Source organism: Curtobacterium luteum, assembly GCF_001475545.1.
Classification (GTDB): domain Bacteria; phylum Actinomycetota; class Actinomycetes; order Actinomycetales; family Microbacteriaceae; genus Curtobacterium; species Curtobacterium luteum_A.
The window spans coordinates 1-18,209 of the sequence record NZ_LDQC01000034.1; the positions used below are offsets into that span (position 1 = coordinate 1).

General features: G+C 71.2%; 14 protein-coding genes. 6 read left to right on the forward strand and 8 right to left on the reverse strand.

What is annotated here, in order from left to right:
* Positions 1 to 111: 111 nt before the first annotated feature.
* Entirely contained in the window at positions 112 to 411 is a 300-nt protein-coding gene (locus NS184_RS06165) for a DUF4193 domain-containing protein (RefSeq protein ID WP_031272446.1), read from the reverse strand.
* 265 nt (positions 412 to 676) lie between these two features.
* Between NS184_RS06165 and sepH the strand changes: the two genes are divergently transcribed.
* Positions 677 to 1,696: a septation protein SepH gene (sepH, locus tag NS184_RS06170; protein ID WP_193750413.1), complete on the forward strand. Its 1,020-nt coding sequence runs from the start codon at positions 677 to 679 to the stop codon at positions 1,694 to 1,696.
* 100 nt (positions 1,697 to 1,796) lie between these two features.
* On the opposite strand, the gene NS184_RS06175 is transcribed toward sepH, so the two are convergent.
* The gene (locus tag NS184_RS06175; RefSeq protein ID WP_058725266.1) at positions 1,797 to 2,963 is read right to left on the reverse strand and encodes an alkaline phosphatase family protein; all 1,167 of its coding nucleotides are present in this window, start codon (positions 2,961 to 2,963) and stop codon (positions 1,797 to 1,799) included.
* A gap of 26 nt (positions 2,964 to 2,989) precedes the next feature.
* Between NS184_RS06175 and NS184_RS06180 the strand changes: the two genes are divergently transcribed.
* Entirely contained in the window at positions 2,990 to 5,470 is a 2,481-nt protein-coding gene (locus NS184_RS06180) for a DNA gyrase/topoisomerase IV subunit A (RefSeq protein WP_058725267.1), read from the forward strand.
* Positions 5,471 to 6,082: 612 nt separating this feature from the next.
* On the opposite strand, the gene NS184_RS06185 is transcribed toward NS184_RS06180, so the two are convergent.
* Positions 6,083 to 8,200, reverse strand: a complete 2,118-nt coding sequence (locus NS184_RS06185) for a DNA gyrase/topoisomerase IV subunit B (RefSeq protein WP_058725268.1) — start codon at positions 8,198 to 8,200, stop codon at positions 6,083 to 6,085.
* A 192-nt stretch (positions 8,201 to 8,392) separates the two neighbouring features.
* Between NS184_RS06185 and NS184_RS06190 the strand changes: the two genes are divergently transcribed.
* Positions 8,393 to 8,617: a DUF7455 domain-containing protein gene (locus NS184_RS06190; RefSeq protein WP_058725269.1), complete on the forward strand. Its 225-nt coding sequence runs from the start codon at positions 8,393 to 8,395 to the stop codon at positions 8,615 to 8,617.
* Positions 8,618 to 8,706: 89 nt separating this feature from the next.
* On the opposite strand, the gene NS184_RS06195 is transcribed toward NS184_RS06190, so the two are convergent.
* From NS184_RS06195 to NS184_RS06215, 5 genes are all read right to left on the reverse strand, one after another.
* Complete coding sequence (locus NS184_RS06195; RefSeq protein ID WP_058725270.1) at positions 8,707 to 9,480, reverse strand: type 1 glutamine amidotransferase; 774 nt, start codon at positions 9,478 to 9,480, stop codon at positions 8,707 to 8,709.
* Positions 9,477 to 10,736, reverse strand: a complete 1,260-nt coding sequence (locus NS184_RS06200) for a MurT ligase domain-containing protein (protein WP_058725271.1) — start codon at positions 10,734 to 10,736, stop codon at positions 9,477 to 9,479. Before NS184_RS06200 ends, NS184_RS06195 begins: the two co-directional genes overlap by 4 nt.
* Positions 10,737 to 10,740: 4 nt before the next feature.
* Positions 10,741 to 12,021, reverse strand: a complete 1,281-nt coding sequence (locus NS184_RS06205) for an RNA polymerase sigma factor (RefSeq protein ID WP_058725272.1) — start codon at positions 12,019 to 12,021, stop codon at positions 10,741 to 10,743.
* A gap of 190 nt (positions 12,022 to 12,211) precedes the next feature.
* Positions 12,212 to 13,531 carry an MFS transporter gene (locus tag NS184_RS06210; RefSeq protein ID WP_058725273.1) on the reverse strand — a complete coding sequence of 440 codons (1,320 nt, stop codon included), beginning with the start codon at positions 13,529 to 13,531 and terminating at the stop codon, positions 12,212 to 12,214.
* Positions 13,532 to 13,694: 163 nt separating this feature from the next.
* Positions 13,695 to 14,627, reverse strand: coding sequence for a proteasome assembly chaperone family protein (locus NS184_RS06215; protein WP_058725274.1), 933 nt, complete (start codon positions 14,625 to 14,627; stop codon positions 13,695 to 13,697).
* A 76-nt stretch (positions 14,628 to 14,703) separates the two neighbouring features.
* Between NS184_RS06215 and NS184_RS06220 the strand changes: the two genes are divergently transcribed.
* From NS184_RS06220 to NS184_RS06230, 3 genes are all read left to right on the forward strand, one after another.
* Positions 14,704 to 16,167 (forward strand): leucyl aminopeptidase, encoded by a 1,464-nt coding sequence (locus NS184_RS06220; RefSeq protein WP_058725275.1) that lies wholly within the window; start codon positions 14,704 to 14,706, stop codon positions 16,165 to 16,167.
* A 156-nt stretch (positions 16,168 to 16,323) separates the two neighbouring features.
* On the forward strand, positions 16,324 to 17,697 hold the full coding sequence (lpdA, locus tag NS184_RS06225; RefSeq protein ID WP_058725276.1) for a dihydrolipoyl dehydrogenase: 1,374 nt from the start codon (positions 16,324 to 16,326) through the stop codon (positions 17,695 to 17,697).
* A gap of 49 nt (positions 17,698 to 17,746) precedes the next feature.
* The coding region (locus tag NS184_RS06230) for a biotin/lipoyl-containing protein (protein WP_345969003.1) at positions 17,747 to 18,209 on the forward strand (463 nt) is incomplete at its 3' end.

Sequence of the window (18,209 nt, forward strand, 5' to 3'; positions counted from 1 at the left end):
GCCGCCACGTGCCTCCCGTCGGTCCACTGGTCGCGCCGGCCGGGCGCGCACCCGCGCCGAACGCGGAAGACCCCGCCACCGAGCGGTGACGGGGTCTCGAGGACAGCGTGCTTACAGTGCCGCGCACTCCGCGCACACGGGGCCGAGCTTCGACTCGTGGTCGAGCTGCGAGCGGTGCTTCACGAGGAAGCACTCGACGCAGGTGAACTCGTCGACCTGGGGCGGGAGGACGACGACGTCGAGGTCGACGTCGGAGAGGTCCTGACCGGCGAGCTCGAACGAGCCCGGGTTGTCGGAATCATCGTCGACGACGCCCGACATCTTGTCGGGGACGCGCTCCTTCAGAGCCTCGATCGACTCCGAGTCAGAGGAGTCGTCGGTCTTCCGGGGGGCGTCGTAATCGGTGGCCATGCCCATCCATTTCTCGTATCGAGAGGTCGTCGCCGGTGATCGGCGGCGACAGTTTGCACCACGACCCGCCGGAGTGCAAACCGAGCGTCCCGGCGGTTCGTTCGGCCCGTGCAACCCGTCACCGGGCCCTGCCATTCCCGGGCCGTCGGGACCGGCTCCCCGCACTCCGCGGCACGCCCGTGCGCCTCCCCGTGATCCGGGTCCGCGCGCTGCATACTCACGGGGTACGACGCACGACCGTACGCACGCATCGGAAGGCGGAACCATGCAGGACCTGAGAGTCATCGGAGTGGAGTCGGGCGCACTCCTGCTCGCGACGGACGGCGGCACGGAGTACCGGTTGCCCGTCACCTCGTCCCTCCCGGCCCAGGTCCGGCAGGCGAACCCCGAGGGCGGACCGCAGAAGCGGGTGTCACCGAAGGACGTCCAGGCACGCATCCGTGGTGGCGCCGACGCAACCGACGTGGCCGCCGCGCTGGACGTGGACGTCGACTACGTCCGCCGCTTCGAGGGCCCGGTGCTCGCCGAGCGTGCCTTCATCCTCGACGCCGCCCGCCGCGTCTCCGTGACCCCGGTCGACGACGAGGCTCCCGACACCTTCGGCGAGGCCATCACCGCCAAGCTCGAGGCGGGCGAGGCCACGGACGTGCGGTGGGCGTCGTGGAAGCACGTCGACACCGGCTGGCAGGTCCGCGTTCGGTACGTCGTCGACGAGGTCGAGCACGACGCCCAGTGGCTCTTCGACCCGAAGACCTCGACGCTCGTGCCCGACAACGGCGACGCACACCGGCTCTCACACACCGACGACGAGGGCATCGCGCCCCGCCTCCGCGCGGTCGAGTTCGAGCACGAGGACGCCGACGGCACCCGCTTCGACTCCGGCGCCTTCCGCGTCGATGCCGCCGACGAGGAGCACACGAACCCCGAGGTCGCCGAGCGTGCCCCGCTCCGCGCCCCGCTCCCCCGCATCGGTGCGGCCACCCCGGAGGAGCGCGCTCCCGGCAACGAGACCGCCGACCTGCTCGAGGCCCTCCGCCGCCGCCGCGGTGAGCGCGAGGCCGCGTCGTTCACCGAGCACCAGGAGGAGCCCCGCCGGAGCTCGATCAGCGTCGTCGACGTACCGCTGCAGGGCTTCGAGGACTCGTCGGACACCGCTCCGCAGCCCGATGCGCGACCGTCGTCGGCTCCGGAACCCGAGGCGCGCGACCGCAAGAAGCGCAGCCGTCGCTCCATGCCGAGCTGGGACGAGATCGTCTTCGGCACGCGCCCGGAGGACCCCGCCTGATCCCCGCCCTGGAGGCACCCGGCCGGCCCCGTCACGCACCGCGCGTGACGGGGCCGGCCGCGTCCAGGGCGTCGGCGGCCGGCCACACCCGGTCGCGTCGTCAGCCGGCGAAGGCGCCGGCGAGGCGGAGCGGGACGAAGGTCTCCTCGTCGGTCATCGCGCCGTGCTGGCCGAGCATGCGCTTCGGGACCTCCCCGGGGCGGAGCGCCCGGTCGTCGTTGAACGCCCACGAGCCGCGGGCCACGAGCACGACGTCGCCGATGCGCTCGACGACCTCGGGTGCCACGGCGCCGAACCACCCGGCCTCGATCGCCTCGGCACGGGTCGCGACGTACGCCTTCTTGCCGTAGCGCGCCCGGAAGCGGCCGACGAGGTCCCGCACGTCGGCACCCGGCGCGACGGCGAGCTGCCGGCAGCGCGGATCGCCGGCGACCCCGACGACGTCCGCCAGCAGCGCCGGGTCCATCGGCAGGTTCGCGTGCTCCGGGACGTCGAGCACGCCGTGGTCGGCCGTCACGACGACGCCCACGTCGGGGCGCAGTGCTCGGTCGAAGCGGGCGAGCTCGCCGTCGAGCAGCTCGAGCGCAGCGGTCCACCGGTCGGACTGCCACCCGTGCTTGTGGCCGATCGAGTCGAGCTCGGGGACGTAGAGGTACACGAGGGAGCGGCCCGTGGCGGTCTCGGCGAGTGCGGCGTCGACGCGCTGGGGGATCGAGTCGGCAGGGACGTACCGGGCGCCGCCGAGGACGGTCGCGGTCATCCCCGACGACCGGTAGCGCCCGGGGCCGACGACGACCGGATCGACACCGAGCGAGGCGGCCTCGGTGAAGAGCGTCGGGCCGAGCAGCCAGTCCGCCGGCACGTCGTCGTCCCACCCGCTGAGCAGGTTCATCACGCGCCCGGTGTCCGGGTTCCACCCGCTGTAGCCGACGACCCCGTGCGACCCCGGGGGCCGACCCGTCGTGAGGGTGCTCAGCGCCGCGGCCGTCGTCGTGGGGAACCCGCTCCGCAGCTTCTTCGCGGAGCCGCTCGCGGGCGGTGCCACCAGCCACCGCGCGTGCCCGGCGCGCGCCGACAGCGCGGCGGAGCCGAGTCCGTCGACCAGCACGACGACCGCCGAGCGGGCGGGGCGGAGGGCGATCCGTGCCTCCAGGCCGTGTGATCGCAACCACGCGTGATCCGCAGCTCCGAGTGCCACGAGGCAACTCGGGAAGACGTCGGCGAGGTTCGCGGCGGCGTCGGGGGCCGTCGGTACGCTGGTTCCCATCTCCCCCAGTCTCGCAGAAGGGTGCCATGGCACGCACGGAAGCAGTCGGCCTGCCCGACGGTGAACGCATCGAGGACGTCGACGTCTCCGAGGAGATGCAGGGCTCCTTCCTCGAGTACGCGTACTCCGTCATCTACTCCCGGGCACTCCCCGACGCACGCGACGGCCTCAAGCCCGTGCAGCGCCGCATCCTCTACCAGATGTCCGAGATGGGCCTCCGACCGGACCGCGGGCACGTCAAGAGCGCCCGCGTCACCGGCGAGGTGATGGGCAAGCTGCACCCGCACGGTGACAGCGCGATCTACGACGCGCTCGTGCGCATGGCGCAGCCGTTCACGATGCGTGTGCCGCTCGTCGACGGGCACGGCAACTTCGGCTCCCTCGACGACGGTCCCGCCGCGGCCCGCTACACCGAGGCCCGGCTCGCCGAACCCTCGATGGCGATGACCGAGGGTCTGGGCGAGGACGTCGTCGACTTCGTCCCGAACTACGACAACCAGATCATGCAGCCCGGGGTGCTCCCGGCGGCGTTCCCGAACCTCCTCGTCAACGGCGCCTCGGGCATCGCGGTCGGCATGGCGACGAACATGGCGCCGCACAACCTGGGCGAGGTCGTCGAGGCCGCGAAGCACCTGCTCATGAACCCGCAGGCCACCCTCGAAGAGCTCATGGAGTTCGTCCCGGGTCCGGACCTGCCCGGCGGCGGCACGATCGTCGGGCTCTCCGGCGTCCGCGACGCCTACGCCACCGGCCGGGGCTCGTTCCGCACCCGGGCGAAGGTGAGCGTCGAGAACCTCACGCCGCGCAAGGTCGGGTTGATCGTCACCGAACTCCCCTACCTCGTCGGCCCGGAGCGCGTGATCGAGAAGATCAAGGACGGCGTCCAGTCGAAGAAGCTCGTCGGCATCTCGGACGTCAAGGACCTCACCGACCGCAATCACGGACTCCGGCTCGTGATCGAGATCAAGTCCGGCTTCAACCCGACCGCGGTGCTCGAGCAGCTGTACAAGCACACCCCGCTCGAAGACGGCTTCGGCATCAACAACGTGGCGCTCGTCGACGGCTCCCCGCGGACACTCGGTCTGCGGGACCTGCTCGATGTCTACGTGCGGCACCGTCTCTCCGTGGTCACGCGGCGGTCCGAGTACCGGCTCGCCCGGCGTCGAGAGCGGCTGCACCTCGTCGAGGGCCTCCTCATCGCGATCCTCGACATCGACGAGGTCATCGAGGTCATCCGGTCCTCGGACGACTCCGAAGCTGCGCGCTCCCGGCTGCAGACCGTGTTCGACCTGTCCGAGGTGCAGGCCGAGTACATCCTCGAGCTCCGGCTCCGCCGACTCACCAAGTTCTCCCGCCTCGAGCTGGAGGGCGAGCGCGACCAGCTCCTCGCCGACATCGCGGCGCTCGAGGAACTCCTCGCATCCGACGAACGGCTGCGGGCGCAGGTGTCGCTCGAGCTCACCGAGGTGTCCGACCGGTTCGCGACCCCGCGCCGTACGCTCCTGACCGAGGCCGACGCCCCGGTCCGAGGTGGCCGCAAGGCCGCGGTCGACCCGGAGTCGTTGCAGATCGCGGATTCGCCGTGCCGGGTGATCCTCTCCACCACCGGTCGGCTCGTCCGGGTCGACATCCCGGACACCGACCTCGGGATCGTGCGGGTCCCGAAGCGCTCGAAGCACGACGCCGTCCGGTCCTCGGTCGTCTCCACGGTCCGGGGACAGCTCGGTGCGCTGACGTCGACCGGCCGCGTGGTGCGGTTCTCCCCGGTAGACGTCCCGGCCGTGCCGCCGGCGTCCGTGCGGCTCGACGCCGGGGTGCGGGTGTCGGAGTACCTCGGCGTGCCGAAGACCGAGACCGTCGTCGCCCTCATCGCCCTGAACGCCGACGAGTCGGTCGCGATCGGCACGGCGCAGGGCGTGGTGAAACGGGTCGTTGCCGGTGCGTGGCCGGACAAGCCCGAGGTCGTCGCGATCGGCCTCAAGCCGGGCGACTCGGTCGTCGGCGCGACCCAGGCACCCGAGGACGACGATCTCGTGTTCATCACCTCGAACGCCCAGCTCCTGCGGTTCCCCGCCTCCGGCGTCCGGCCGCAGGGGCTTCCAGCCGGTGGCGTCGCCGGGGTCGCGCTGGCTGCCGGCGCATCGGTCATCTGGTTCGGCTCGGTGCCGCGCTCGGACGACGCCGTCGTCGCCACGGTGTCGACGTCGTCGTCGGCGCTGCCGGGCACCGACAACGGACGGGCCAAGGTGTCGGCGCTGTCCGAGTTCCCGGCGAAGGGCCGTGCGACCCAGGGCGTCCGGGCGCACGCGTTCCTCAAGGGCGAGGACGGCCTGACCGTGGCGTGGGCGGGCATCGCGCCGCCGCACGCGGTGGGGACGGACGGCGCAGCACGGACCCTGCCGGACTGGCTGTCGAAGCGCGACGGCTCGGGCAGTCCGCTCGACGCCGTCATCGGCACGATCGGCGGGAGTGCAGCCGCTCTCGACGGGACCGCGGGCGAGGCGTAGGCGCGCGGGGCCTGCCGCCGCGCGGCGGTGCCGTCCCGCGGCGGTGCCGTCCCGCGGCGGTGCCGCGCGGCGGTGTCGCGCGGCGTCGGTCGCCCGCGGGGCCGCCCCGCGCCGCCAACGCACCGAGACTCGGCCCGGCGGACAGTTTCGCGCTGTGCAACCCACGAAACTGTCCGCTGGGCCGAGTCTCGCGCTCGGCGACGAGTCCCGTGCCCGGACTCGAGACGTGACGGTCACCACAGGCCTCGCGTCCAGCGCCGGACGGACGCGGCGACCCGAGACTCGGCCCGGCGGACACGTTCGCGCTCTGCAACCCACGAAACTGTCCGCTGGGCCGAGTCTCGCGCTCGGCGACGAGTCCCGTGCCCGGACTCGAGACGTGACGGTCACCACAGGCCTCGCGTCCAGCTCCGGACGCGGCGACCCGAGACTCGGCCCCGCGGACACGTTCGCGCTGTGCGACCCGCGAAACTGTCCGCGGGGCCGAGTCTCGGGTTCAACGAAGCCCACGGCGGGCAGCCCGCCGCGGCTCGCCGCCCTCTCGGTCCTCGGAGTCCGTGGAGTCCGTGGAGTCCGCGCAGTCCGTGGAGTCCGTGGAGTCCGCGCGCCGGACTACGCGTCGATGCGGTCGCGGTCGAGCCCCTCGCCCGCGAGGATGAACTCCTTGCGCGGCGCGACGTCGTTCCCCATCAGCAGCTCGAACACCTTCGCCGCGTTCTCGGCGTCGGGCACGTTCACCCGCCGGAGCGTCCGGTGGGTGCGGTCCATCGTCGTCTCGGCGAGCTGGTCGGCGTCCATCTCCCCCAGCCCCTTGTACCGCTGGATCGGCTCCTGGTACTTCTTGCCCTGCTTCTCGAGCTTCTTCAGCACTGCCTGCAGCTCGGCCTCGGAGTACGTGTACAGCGTGTCGTTCGGCTTGCCGCGGTTCACCACGACGACCCGGTGCAGCGGCGGCACCGCGGCGAAGACCCGTCCTTGCTCGATCATCGGGCGCATGTACCGGAAGAACAGCGTGAGCAGGAGCGTCCGGATGTGGGCGCCGTCGACGTCAGCGTCGGACATGATGATGATCTTGCCGTAGCGCGCTTGGTCGATCTCGAACGTGCGGCCGGAGCCGGCGCCGATGACCTGGATGATCGAGGCGCACTCGGCGTTCGACAGCATGTCCGAGACCGAGGCCTTCTGGACGTTGAGGATCTTGCCCCGGATCGGCAGCAGCGCCTGGTACTCACTGTTCCGCGCGAGCTTCGCGGTACCGAGCGCCGAGTCACCCTCGACGATGAAGAGCTCGGTGCCCTCGGCATCCTGCTTGCGGCAGTCGGCGAGCTTCGTCGGCAGCGAGGAGTTCTCGAGCGCGTTCTTCCGCCGCTGGGTCTCCTTGTGCGCGCGGGCCGAGATGCGGGTCTTCATCTCCGCGACGACCTTCTCGAGCAGCGTCGCGGCCTGGGCCTTCTCGGTGCGCTGCGTCGAGGTCAGGATCTCGGTGAGGCGCTTCGACACGACCTGGTCGACGATCTTCCGGACTGCGGGCGTGCCCAGGACCTCCTTCGTCTGGCCTTCGAACTGCGGCTCGGGCAGCCGGACGGTGAGCACGGCGGTCAGCCCGGCGAGGACGTCGTCCTTCTCGAGCTTGTCCTGCCCGACCTTGAGCTTGCGGGCGTTCGCCTCGACCTGGGCGCGGACGGCCTTCACGACGCCGGACTCGAACCCGGCCTGGTGCGTCCCGCCCTTCGGCGTCGCGATGATGTTCACGAAGCTGCGGAACACGGTCTCGTACCCGCTGCCCCAGCGCAGCGCGAGGTCGACCTCGCACTCGCGCGAGACCGACGTCGACACCATGTGGCCCTTGTCGTCGAGCATCGGCACCGTCTCGGTGAAGGTGCCGGTGCCCTGGATGCGCCAGACATCGGTCACGGCGGAGTCGAGGGCGAGGTGCTCCACGAACTCGCTGATCCCGCCCTCGTACCGGAAGCGCTCGACGACGGGGCCGCTCTCGACCGGAGCACCAGTGGCGGCGGCACGCGAGGCCGCGGCCTCGATCGACGACGGCCGTGCGTCGGTGATCGTGAGCCCCAGCCCCGGCACCAGGAACGCGGTCTGGCGCGCACGGTTGACGAGGTCCTGCGTGCTGAACCGTGCGTCGGGCGTGAAGATCTGCCGGTCCGCCCAGTAGCGGATACGCGACCCGGTGACGCCCTTCTTGACCTTGCCGACGACCCGGAGCTCGCTGCCGGAGGTGAACGGCGTGAAGGGCGCGTCGGGACCGTCGCCGGCGAACGTCCCTGGCTCGCCGCGGTGGAACGACATCGCGTAGGTCTTGCCACCCCGGTCGACCTCGACGTCGAGCCGCTCCGACAGCGCGTTCACGACCGACGCCCCGACTCCGTGCAGCCCACCGGACGCCGCGTATGAGCCCGAACCGAACTTGCCGCCTGCGTGCAGCTTCGTGAACACGACCTCGACCCCGGTCAGGCCGGTCTTCGGTTCGACGTCGACCGGGATGCCGCGCGCCGTGTCACGGACCTCGACCGATCCGTCCGGGTGCAGCACCACCCCGATCTCGTCACCGTGCCCGGCGAGGGCTTCGTCGACGGAGTTGTCGATGATCTCCCACAGGCAGTGCATGAGCCCCCGGGAATCCGTCGAGCCGATGTACATGCCCGGACGCTTGCGGACCGCCTCGAGCCCCTCGAGGACGGAGAGATGGCGCGCAGAGTAGTCGGAGCTCACCTTCCGATGGTACTGAGCACCACTGACTCCCAGCGCCCTGACACTCGGTCTGGGGGCCTCGGGTCCGCGCTGAGCGAAACGTGCCCCGAAGATGCCGTACATCCAGGCAGCACGTGTTGAAATGGTCACCAACCGGCACCCGTTGGGGTGGCAACACCGGCACCCGACCTGCGATCCGTGAGGAGCACAGCAATGACCCAGACCGTGCAGGACCTCTCCATCGACGAATTCGGCAGCAACCAGCTCACCGCTGCTGACCGCTGCGACAGCTGCGGAGCGCAGGCCTACATCCGAGCGACCATGGCGAGCGGCGAACTCCTCTTCTGCGCGCACCACGGCGCGGAGTTCAAGGACAAGCTCGCGGCGACCGCCATCGAGTGGCACGACGAGAGCAGCCGACTCTACGAGTCGAAGTAGCGTCCCGACAGGCGTCGGACGCAACGGACGGGAGGCGCGGTGCCAGCTGGCACCGCGCCTCCCGTCTGTTCGTGCTCACGTCGACGACGTCAGGCGATCCGCTTGAACGCCTTGTCGACGTAGCGGTCGATGGTCGCGCGCGCTTCGCGTGCGTACCGGTCGATCGTGGCGGTCCGCTGCGCGTCCGGCGCGTACTCGCGACCGAGCCTGGCGGTCGCGGCGGCGAGGACGCCGTCGGTGAGCTGCGGGTTGAGGGGCAGGATCGGCCCCTGGGTGTGCGTCCCGAAGGAGGTGCCGGCGATCGCACCCTCGACGGGGCTGCCCGCCTGGTTGCCACCCCCGGAGACGACGTCCGCGAAGGGCGTCACGCCGTCACCGAGCTCGATGCGGGTCGCGTGGTCCTCGAAGCCCGCGATGCGGGTCGAGGCGCTGCCGAGCAACGGGTACCGGGTCTCGAGCACGAAGTAGTTCACCCGCCGCTCGGCACCGCGGACGGCCCGGGCGTCGAAGACCCCGAAGCCGGTGACGTCGGCGCCGTCGGAGGACACGACGGCGTTGGTGGCGAGGTCGAAGCCGCCGCCGACCGCGACGACCGGGACCCCATCGGCAGCGAACTCGCGCAACGGTGCACCGACCCGGGTGACGTCGGCTCCGAGCGACCGCATGGCGCTGAGCGGACCGTTGCCGATGACGACGACGTCCGCCGTGGTCGGCAGCGCGTCGCCGGGGGCGTACTCGACGACATCGGTGGCGATGTCCGCGGCCTCGGCACGGCGCACGAGGGCTGCGACGTTGCCGCGGTCCCCCGAGACGCCCATCTGCCGCGGGTACACGTGCAGGATGGTCAACCGGTCGGCGGTCATGCCGTCTTCTCCATGTCCGGGTGTCCGAGGGCCTTGCGGGCGATCATCATGATCTCGTAGTTGACGATGAAGTTCTTCGTCCCGCTCGTCGTCGCGCCGAGCTGCTCCATGTGCCGGATCGCGGCCTCGACGTCGGGCTCGACCTTGCCGATGCGGACACCGGCGTGCTCGAGGGCGATGGCGATCTGCCAGGCCTTGTCGCCGGAGACGACGTCCACGTGGTCGAGCTTCGAGAAGTCGATGTCGTAGATCCAGGAGATGTCCGGTGTGCCCTCGTCGATCGCCATGAGGACCTGCTCGGGGCGGTCCGGGAGGGCATCGAGGTTCAGCTGGAGGCTCGCGGCGTTCTTGAACATCGTGAACTCGGCCGACTCGCCGGCGATCGGGAGGCGCTCGCCCCGGCCGTACGCCGGCTTCATCGTGCCGAAGGCCCTCGTGACTGCGTCCGCGCGGAACTGGTCGCCCAGTGCCGCGCTCGCGGTGGCGGTGGCTGCCGCGGCGTCGACCGCGTAGTGCAGGCCGCGGGCCGGCAGCCGGACGGGGATGTCGGTGCCGGCGAACCGGATGGTCGCGCCGTCGCCGGTGTTGACGACGACCTCGGCGTCGGCCGCGTTCGGCTCCCCCGCCTGGCGGTCGAAGTCGTCGGCGTTCTGCAGCCCGTTCGGCGCCGCCGCCACGACCTCGGCACTCGCGCCGAAGCGGAGCACCTGCTGTCCGGCCGTGCCGGCGTAGGCGTCGAGGAACTGGTCGTCGCGGTTCGTGATGACGTTCCGGGCCGAGAGGGCAGCGGTGTCGAGCATCATCGTCGCGACCCGCTCGGTCTCGAAGAACCGGTAGAGCTGGTCGACCTGGACGTTGAGCATCGTCACCGTGGACGGCGACAGGATGCCGGCGAGCTCGACCGCGAAGGCCTCGTCGACCTCGAGGATGCCGATGTCGGCCTTGAGCTTGCCGGTCAGCGACACCTCGGAGAGGAGCGCCGACGCGATGCCCTGCGGCAGGTTCGCACCGGACGGGTTCGTGAAGACCCGGAGGCCGTGCGCACGCACGATGTCGGAGATCATGTGCGTCGTCGTGGACTTGCCGTTCGAGCCGAGCACGAAGACGACGCCGTTCGGGAACTGCTTCGTCACGTGCTGCAGGAAGTCCGGCACGAGCTTGAGGACGATGTAGCCGGGGTAGGCGGACCCCCCGCCCCGCGCACGAGCGAGGGCGCGGAGGATCCGCCCGACCAGGATCGGGATGAGGAAGCGCATCGGCCTACTCGAGGTAGTCGCGCAGCGACTGCGACCGCGACGGGTGGCGGAGCTTCGCCATCGTCTTCGACTCGATCTGGCGGATGCGCTCGCGCGTCACGCCGAACGTGTCACCGATCTGGTCGAGGGTCTTCGGCTGACCGTCACCGAGGCCGAAGCGCATGCGGATGACGCCCGCCTCGCGCTCGGACAGCGAGTCGAGCAGGCTCTCGAGCTGCTTCTGCAACATCGTGAAGCCCACCGCGTCGGCCGGCACGACGGCCTCGGTGTCCTCGATGAGGTCGCCGAACTCCGAGTCGCCGTCCTCACCCAGGGGTGTGTGGAGCGAGATCGGCTCGCGGCCGTACTTCTGGACCTCGACGACCTTCTCCGGGGTCATGTCGAGCTCGCGGGCGAGTTCTTCCGGCGTGGGCTCACGACCGAGGTCCTGGAGCATCTGCCGCTGGACACGCGCGAGCTTGTTGATGACCTCGACCATGTGCACCGGGATGCGGATGGTGCGGGCCTGGTCGGCCATGGCACGGGTGATCGCCTGGCGGATCCACCACGTGGCGTAGGTCGAGAACTTGAAGCCCTTCGTGTAGTCGAACTTCTCGACGGCACGGATGAGGCCGAGGTTGCCCTCTTGGATGAGGTCCAGGAACTGCATGCCGCGGCCCGTGTAGCGCTTCGCGAGCGAGACGACGAGGCGGAGGTTCGCGCCGAGCAGGTGCGACTTCGCGCGCTGGCCGTCGCGGGCGACCCAGCGGAGCTCGCGCTCCTCGGGCTTCGAGAGGCCGGTCGAGTGCTGCAGCTTGTCCTCGGCGAACAGGCCGGCCTCGATGCGCATCGCGAGCTCGACCTCTTGTTCGGCGTTGAGGAGCGCGACCTTGCCGATCTGCTTCAGGTAGTCCTTGACGGGGTCTGCGGTGGCACCCGTGATGGTGGTCGAGTAGACCGGAGCCTCGTCGTCGTCGGACTGCGAGATGACGAGTGCGCCGGCGGCGACCGCGGCGGCCTCGGCCTTGGTGTCCTTCGGGGCCTCTTCGTCGGAGTCCGCGTCGTCCGTGGTGTCGTCCGCCGGCTCGTCGACGGGCTCCACGGGCTCGTCGTCGAGCTCGTCGTCGTCGGCCTTCGCCTTCTTGCCGCCCTTGGCGGTGGTCTTCTTCGGCGCGGCCTTCTTCGCCGGCGCCTTGGTGGCGCGCTTCTTCGGCGCAGCCGTGTCCTCGGCCTCGGCGGACGCAGCCGTCGTGCCCTCGGGGTCGGTGTCCTTCGTGGGATCGATCGTCGTGCTCCGGGCAGCCATGCGATCACCTCTCTCGTCGTGCCACGTTCGTGGGGTCGTGACCTCCCTTGCCGCCCAGGGCCGTCGCCGCAGTCCCCCGCGTCAGCCGGTCCTACCAATCCGGGCAGCACTAGGACCCATGTCAAGTCCCCGCGTTTCCGCGCACTCCGGGGAGCGGACGGTCACGAGGGGCCCGATGGGTCCGTAGTCATTATTGCACGCCGCGCTTCCGCGCACGTGCAACCAGTGCAACCCAGAGCGGGCCGACGCGTATTCCCTCCTGCTCGTGCAGGACCCGACGAGTCCGGCGCCGGGCATGGAGCAGCATCGCCACCCCGAAGCCCACGACGAGGTACTGCACGGTGAGGGCGATGCGGAAGTTCGTCCAGGCGAAGACGGTCTGCCCCGTGGCGCGGGACGCGGCGTCGAGGATGGTGCCGATGAGGAACATCATCACGAACGCCGCGAGGAAGCCGCCGACGTTCACGAGCCCGTTCGCCGAGCCGAGCGCACCGACCGGGTTGAACGACCGCGCGAAGTCGAACCCGATGAGGGATCCCGGTCCGCCGATGCCCATCGCGACGACGAGCAGCACGAGGAGCCAGGTCGGCGGCTGCCCGGGCCAGGTCAGCACCGCCGTCCACACCACCGCGAGGAGCGCCACGCAGCCCAGCACGAGGTTCGACCGGCGGAGCGGGTACCGGGCGCAGAGCACGCCGAGCAACGGCCCGGCGACGAAGCCCGTCACGACGATGACGGTGAGGAAGCCCGCGGCCTCGGTCGAGGTGTACCCGAGCCCTCGGAGCATCGGGACGCCCCACAGGAGCGAGAACACCGTGCCGGACGACTGCGTGACGTAGTGCGACCAGAAGCCGAGCTGCGTGCCCGGACGTCGGACCGCGTGCGCGAACGTCCGGAGCGCACCGCCCCACGAGTGCGGCAGCGGGATGGCACCCGTCCGGACCGGTACCGGGCCGTTGCGGACGAAGACGAACGCGAGCGCCAGGCCGACGGCACCGGCCGCGGCGGCCACCCCGTACGCCGTGCCCCAGCTCGTGGTGTGCAGCAGCAGCGCGAACGGGAACGCCGACAGCACCTGCCCGACCTGCCCGAGATTGCCGGTCCACTGCGAGATCTGGGGCAGGATCCGCCCGCTGAACCACATCGGCAGGAGCCGGATCACCGAGATGAAGGTCATCGCGTCACCGGCGCCGACGAGGACGCGACCGACCACCGCCGGCCCGATCGTCGGGGACACCGCGACGACCGCCTGCCCGACGACGAGGAGCGCCGCGCCGAGCAGCACGAGCCGTCGTGGCCCGAAGCGGTCGAGTGCGATGCCGACCGGGATCTGCAGTGCCGCGTACACGGCGATCTGCACGACCGCGAGCGTCGACAGCACGGCGGCGGACACCGCGAAGCGCTCCTGCGCGTCCACGCCGGAGACCCCGAGCGTGGACCGCTGCACCACCGCGAGGACGTAGGCCAGCACCGCGACGCCCCAGACGAGGAAGGCACGGCGTGAGTTCACCCGGTCAGGCTACCGGCGCCGCCGCGGCGCCACGGCCGTCCGGAGCGACCTGTGGAGAACGCGACCGGCGGGGCGGAGGCGCACCGGGCCTCCAGGCAGGAACCGGCCGGGAGGCCCGTCCAGCGCCGACCGGCGACCGCGCGTCCGCCGGCCGGTCACCGGCTCAGTCCGCGGTGCCGTCCGCCTGTCCGCGCCGGTCCGCCAGGAAGCGCTCGAGCTCCGCCGCGATCGCGTCGGCCGAGGGGACCTCGCCGTCGACGCCGGTGAGCGGCGAGCCGATCGGGTTGCCGGCCATGTACTCGTCGTGCCGTTCCTCGAGGACCGAGACGAGCCGCTGCAGTTCACCGTTCCCGCCGACCTGCTCGTCCACCCGCGCGAGGAACTCGCGGCCCTCCTCGCGGAGCGCGTCGGAGGGGAAGATGAGGCCGGTCGCGGCGGACACCCCGGCGAGGGCGGCCACCGCGGCGTCCGGGAACTCGGTGTCCGAGAGGTAGTGCGGGACGAGCAGCACCAGCCCGGTGACGTCGTGTCCGGACTGCGCGAGCCGGTGCTCGACGAGGTGCAGGACGTTCGCCGGGGCCTGGGTCTCCGGCTTCCAGACGCTCATCTGCTCGACGAGGTCGGCGCGCGTGCCGGACACGGTCATGCGGATCGGGCGGGTGTGCGGCACGGGCATCGGGATCGACTGGACCCAGGTCGTGTCGGCGACCTGCAGCCGCTCGGCGAGGTCGGTGACCGCGGCGACGAACGCGTTCCAGCGGAAGTCGGGCTCGTAGCCGGAGAGGAAGAGGAACGCCTGGCCGATCTCGTCGCGCACGAGGGACAACCGGAGCCGCGGGACCGCGACGGACTCGATGTGGTCGTGCTCGAACGTGATGACCGGCCGTCGAGCGCGCCAGTCGAGCAGGACGTCGGGGTCGAACTCCACGAGCGTCTCCGACTCGAGCGTCCCCTCGATCGCCGTCGTGACCTGCGCCACCGCGGCGCCCGCGTCGGCGAAGCCGGTCAGCGCTGCGACGAGGTGGAGGCCCGCCGGCACCTCGGGGGCGCCGTCGACGAACGAGTAGAGGTCCTCGGGGTGGTTCACCGTCCCCATGCTAGGCGGGCGTGCGCGCCGACCCGGGCGCGACGACCACGCCGACAGCGAACACTGCGCGGATAGGGTTGGGAGCATGGTCCGACCGATCCTCTCCACCGTCTCGTCCGCGCCCGCTGAAACGGAGGCCGACGTCCTCGTCGTCGGCGTCCGACCGGGGGTGGACGGCGGCCCTGCGACCGCCGTCGACGCCGACTTCCTCGGTGACCTCGACCTCGCCGCGATCGGTGTGACCGGCGTCAAGGACCAGCTCGTGCGCCTCCCGGGGGTCGGCGTCGCCGCGTCCTCCGTCGCCCTCGTCGGTCTCGGCTCGGGCACCGACGCCGCCGCCGTGCGGAGCGCGGCCGGCAGCGCCGTCCGCCAGCTCCCGCTCGTCGAGTCGATCGCGATCGCCCTGCCGACCGACTCCGCCGAGCTCGTCGAGGCGGCACTCGAGGGGGCTGCTCTCGGCTCCTACGCCTTCACGACCCACAAGGGCGCCGGCACCACCGGGCCCGTCCGCGGCGACCAGCGCATCGCGGTCGTCGCACCCGCCGGCGTCGAGGTCGACCCCGCGCGTGCGTCCGTCGTGGCGGAGGCCGCGGCGACCGTGCGCGACCTCGTGAACACCGCCGCCGGTGACCTCGGACCGTCCGACGTCGCGGACGTCGCGCAGGAGCTCGCCGCGGACCTGCCGCTCACCGTCGAGGTGCTCGACGAGCACGAGCTCGAGGCGCAGGGCTTCGGCGGCATCGCCGGGGTCGGCCGGGGCTCGGTCCGTCCCCCGCGGCTCGTCGTCGTCCGGTACGCCCCGGAGTCCGCGTCGAAGCACCTCGCACTCGTCGGCAAGGGCATCACGTTCGACTCGGGCGGCCTCTCGCTCAAGCCGGCCGCGTCGATGCTCGGCATGAAGACCGACATGACCGGCGCCGCCACGGTCCTCGCGGCCACGGTCGCCGCCGCGAAGCTCGGCCTCGACACGAAGGTCTCGGCATGGCTCTGCCTCGCCGAGAACATGCCGTCCGGCTCGGCGACCCGCCCCGGCGACGTCCTGATGCTCAAGAACGGCAAGACCGTCGAGGTCACGAACACCGACGCCGAGGGACGCCTCGTCCTGGGTGACGGCATGGCCGCCGCGTCGCTCGAGCACCCGGACGCCATCGTCGACGTCGCGACGCTCACCGGCGCACAGGTCGTGGCGCTCGGTGACCGGACCACCGGCCTGATGGGCAGCGACGACCTCGTGGCGCAGGTCAGGGCGATCGCGGACGCCGTCGCGGAGCCGATCTGGCCGATGCCGCTGCCCGAGGAACTCGACGCACGACTCGCCAGCGACGTGGCCGACATGGTCAACGCGACCGTCGGCAACCCCGCGGGCGGGATGCTCCTCGCGGGCAAGTTCCTCGAGCGCTTCGTGGGCGACGGCATCCCGTGGGCACACCTCGACATCGCGGGCCCCTCGGAGCACAAGGGCGGCGGGTACGGGTGGCTGGGCAAGGGCGCCACGGGCGTCATGGTCCGGACACTCATCGCGCTCGCAGAAGAGCTCCAGTCCAAGTAGTAGGTTTGAGTCCGGCGGGGCGGCCGCGTGCGCGCGCACCCCGCCGGACCCACACGGGACGGGACCGGAACCACACGGTCCGACCGTGGGACGCCGCTCGCCGCGGTGTCCACGGGGCCTGACCGGTCCCGAACACGCACGAGGGAGTTGCACCAGGTGACGGAACAGACTTACGACGTCGTGGTCCTCGGTGGCGGCAGCGGTGGCTACGCCGCAGCGCTCCGGGCCGCCGAGCTCGGGATGAGCGTCGCGCTCATCGAGGGAGACAAGCTCGGGGGGACGTGTCTGCACCGCGGGTGCATCCCGACGAAGGCGCTCCTGCACGCGGCGGAGATCGCCGACGGTGCACGCGACGCCGAGAAGTACGGTGTCGTCGCCGAGTTCGCCGGCGTCGAGGTGCCGAAGGTCATCGAGTACCAGCAGGGCGTCATCTCGTCGAAGTACAAGGGCCTCCAGGGGCTCATCAAGGCGCGGAAGATCACCGTCGTCGAGGGCTGGGGTCGCCTGACCTCCCCGAACACCGTGCAGGTCGGTGACCAGACCGTCACGGGCAAGAACGTCGTGCTCGCCACGGGCTCCTACTCGCGGTCGCTCCCCGGGCTGGAGATCGGCGGCCGGGTGATCACCTCCGAGACCGCCCTGAAGATGGACTACGTCCCGAACAAGGTCGTCATCCTCGGCGGCGGCGTCATCGGCGTCGAGTTCGCGAGCGTGTGGAAGTCCTTCGGTGCCGAGGTCACCATCGTGGAGGCTCTGCCCCACCTCGTCCCGGCCGAGGACGAGTCCATGTCGAAGCAGCTCGAGCGCGCGTTCCGCAAGCGTGGCATCGAGTTCTCGCTCGGGGTGCGCTTCCAGGGCGTCGAGCAGCACGAGAACGGCGTGGTCGTCACGCTCGAGGACGGCAAGACCTTCGAGGGCGACATCATGCTCGTCGCGGTCGGTCGCGGGCCGCTCACCCAGAACATGGGCTTCGAGGAGGTCGGCGTCACGATGGACCGCGGGTTCGTCACGACGAACGAGCGCCTCGCCACGAACGTCCCGAACGTGTACGCCGTCGGCGACATCGTCCCGGGCCTGCAGCTCGCGCACCGCGGCTTCCAGCAGGGCATCTTCGTGGCCGAGGAGATCGCCGGTCTGAACCCGGTCGTCATCTCGGACACGAACATCCCGAAGATCACGTACTCCGACCCCGAGGTCGCGTCCGTCGGGCTCTCGCAGGCGAAGGCCGAGGAGCAGTACGGCGCCGACAAGGTGGACTCCTACGAGTACAACCTCGCCGGCAACGGCAAGAGCCACATCATCGGCACGTCCGGCTCGGTCAAGGTCGTCCGCGTGGTCGACGGCCCGGTCGTCGGCGTCAGCATGATCGGTGCCCGCGTCGGCGAGCTCATCGGCGAGGCACAGCTCGCCGTCAACTGGGAGGCCTACCCGGAGGACATCGCTCCCCTGGTCCACGGACACCCCACGCAGAACGAAGCGCTGGGCGAGGCGTTCCTGCACCTCGCGGGCAAGCCGCTGCACGCCCTGTGACCACCATGACCACCACCACGAACCACCCCTGCGAAGAGGAGTCCACCCGATGAGCGAATCCGTCAACCTCCCGGCGCTCGGCGAGAGCGTCACCGAGGGCACGGTGACCCGATGGCTGAAGAACGTCGGTGACCGGGTCGAGGTCGACGAGCCGCTGCTCGAGGTCTCGACCGACAAGGTCGACACCGAGATCCCGTCGCCCGTCGCGGGCGTCGTGGAGGAGATCCTCGTGCAGGAGGACGAGACCGTCGAGGTCGGCACCGCGCTGGTGAAGATCGGTGACGGGTCGGGTTCCTCCGACGGCGGCTCCGACGACGGCAGCGCCGACCAGGGCGCGTCCGACGAGGGCGCATCCGACCAGGCGTCCGACGAGGCCCAGGCCGACGCCACCGAGCCCGAGCCCGCCCCGAGCACGGAGCAGCAGGAGGAGCAGAAGGCTCCCGAGCCGCAGCAGGCCGACCCGGCCCCGGGTGGTCAGACGCAGCCCGCCGCCCCGCAGGCGCCGTCCGCTC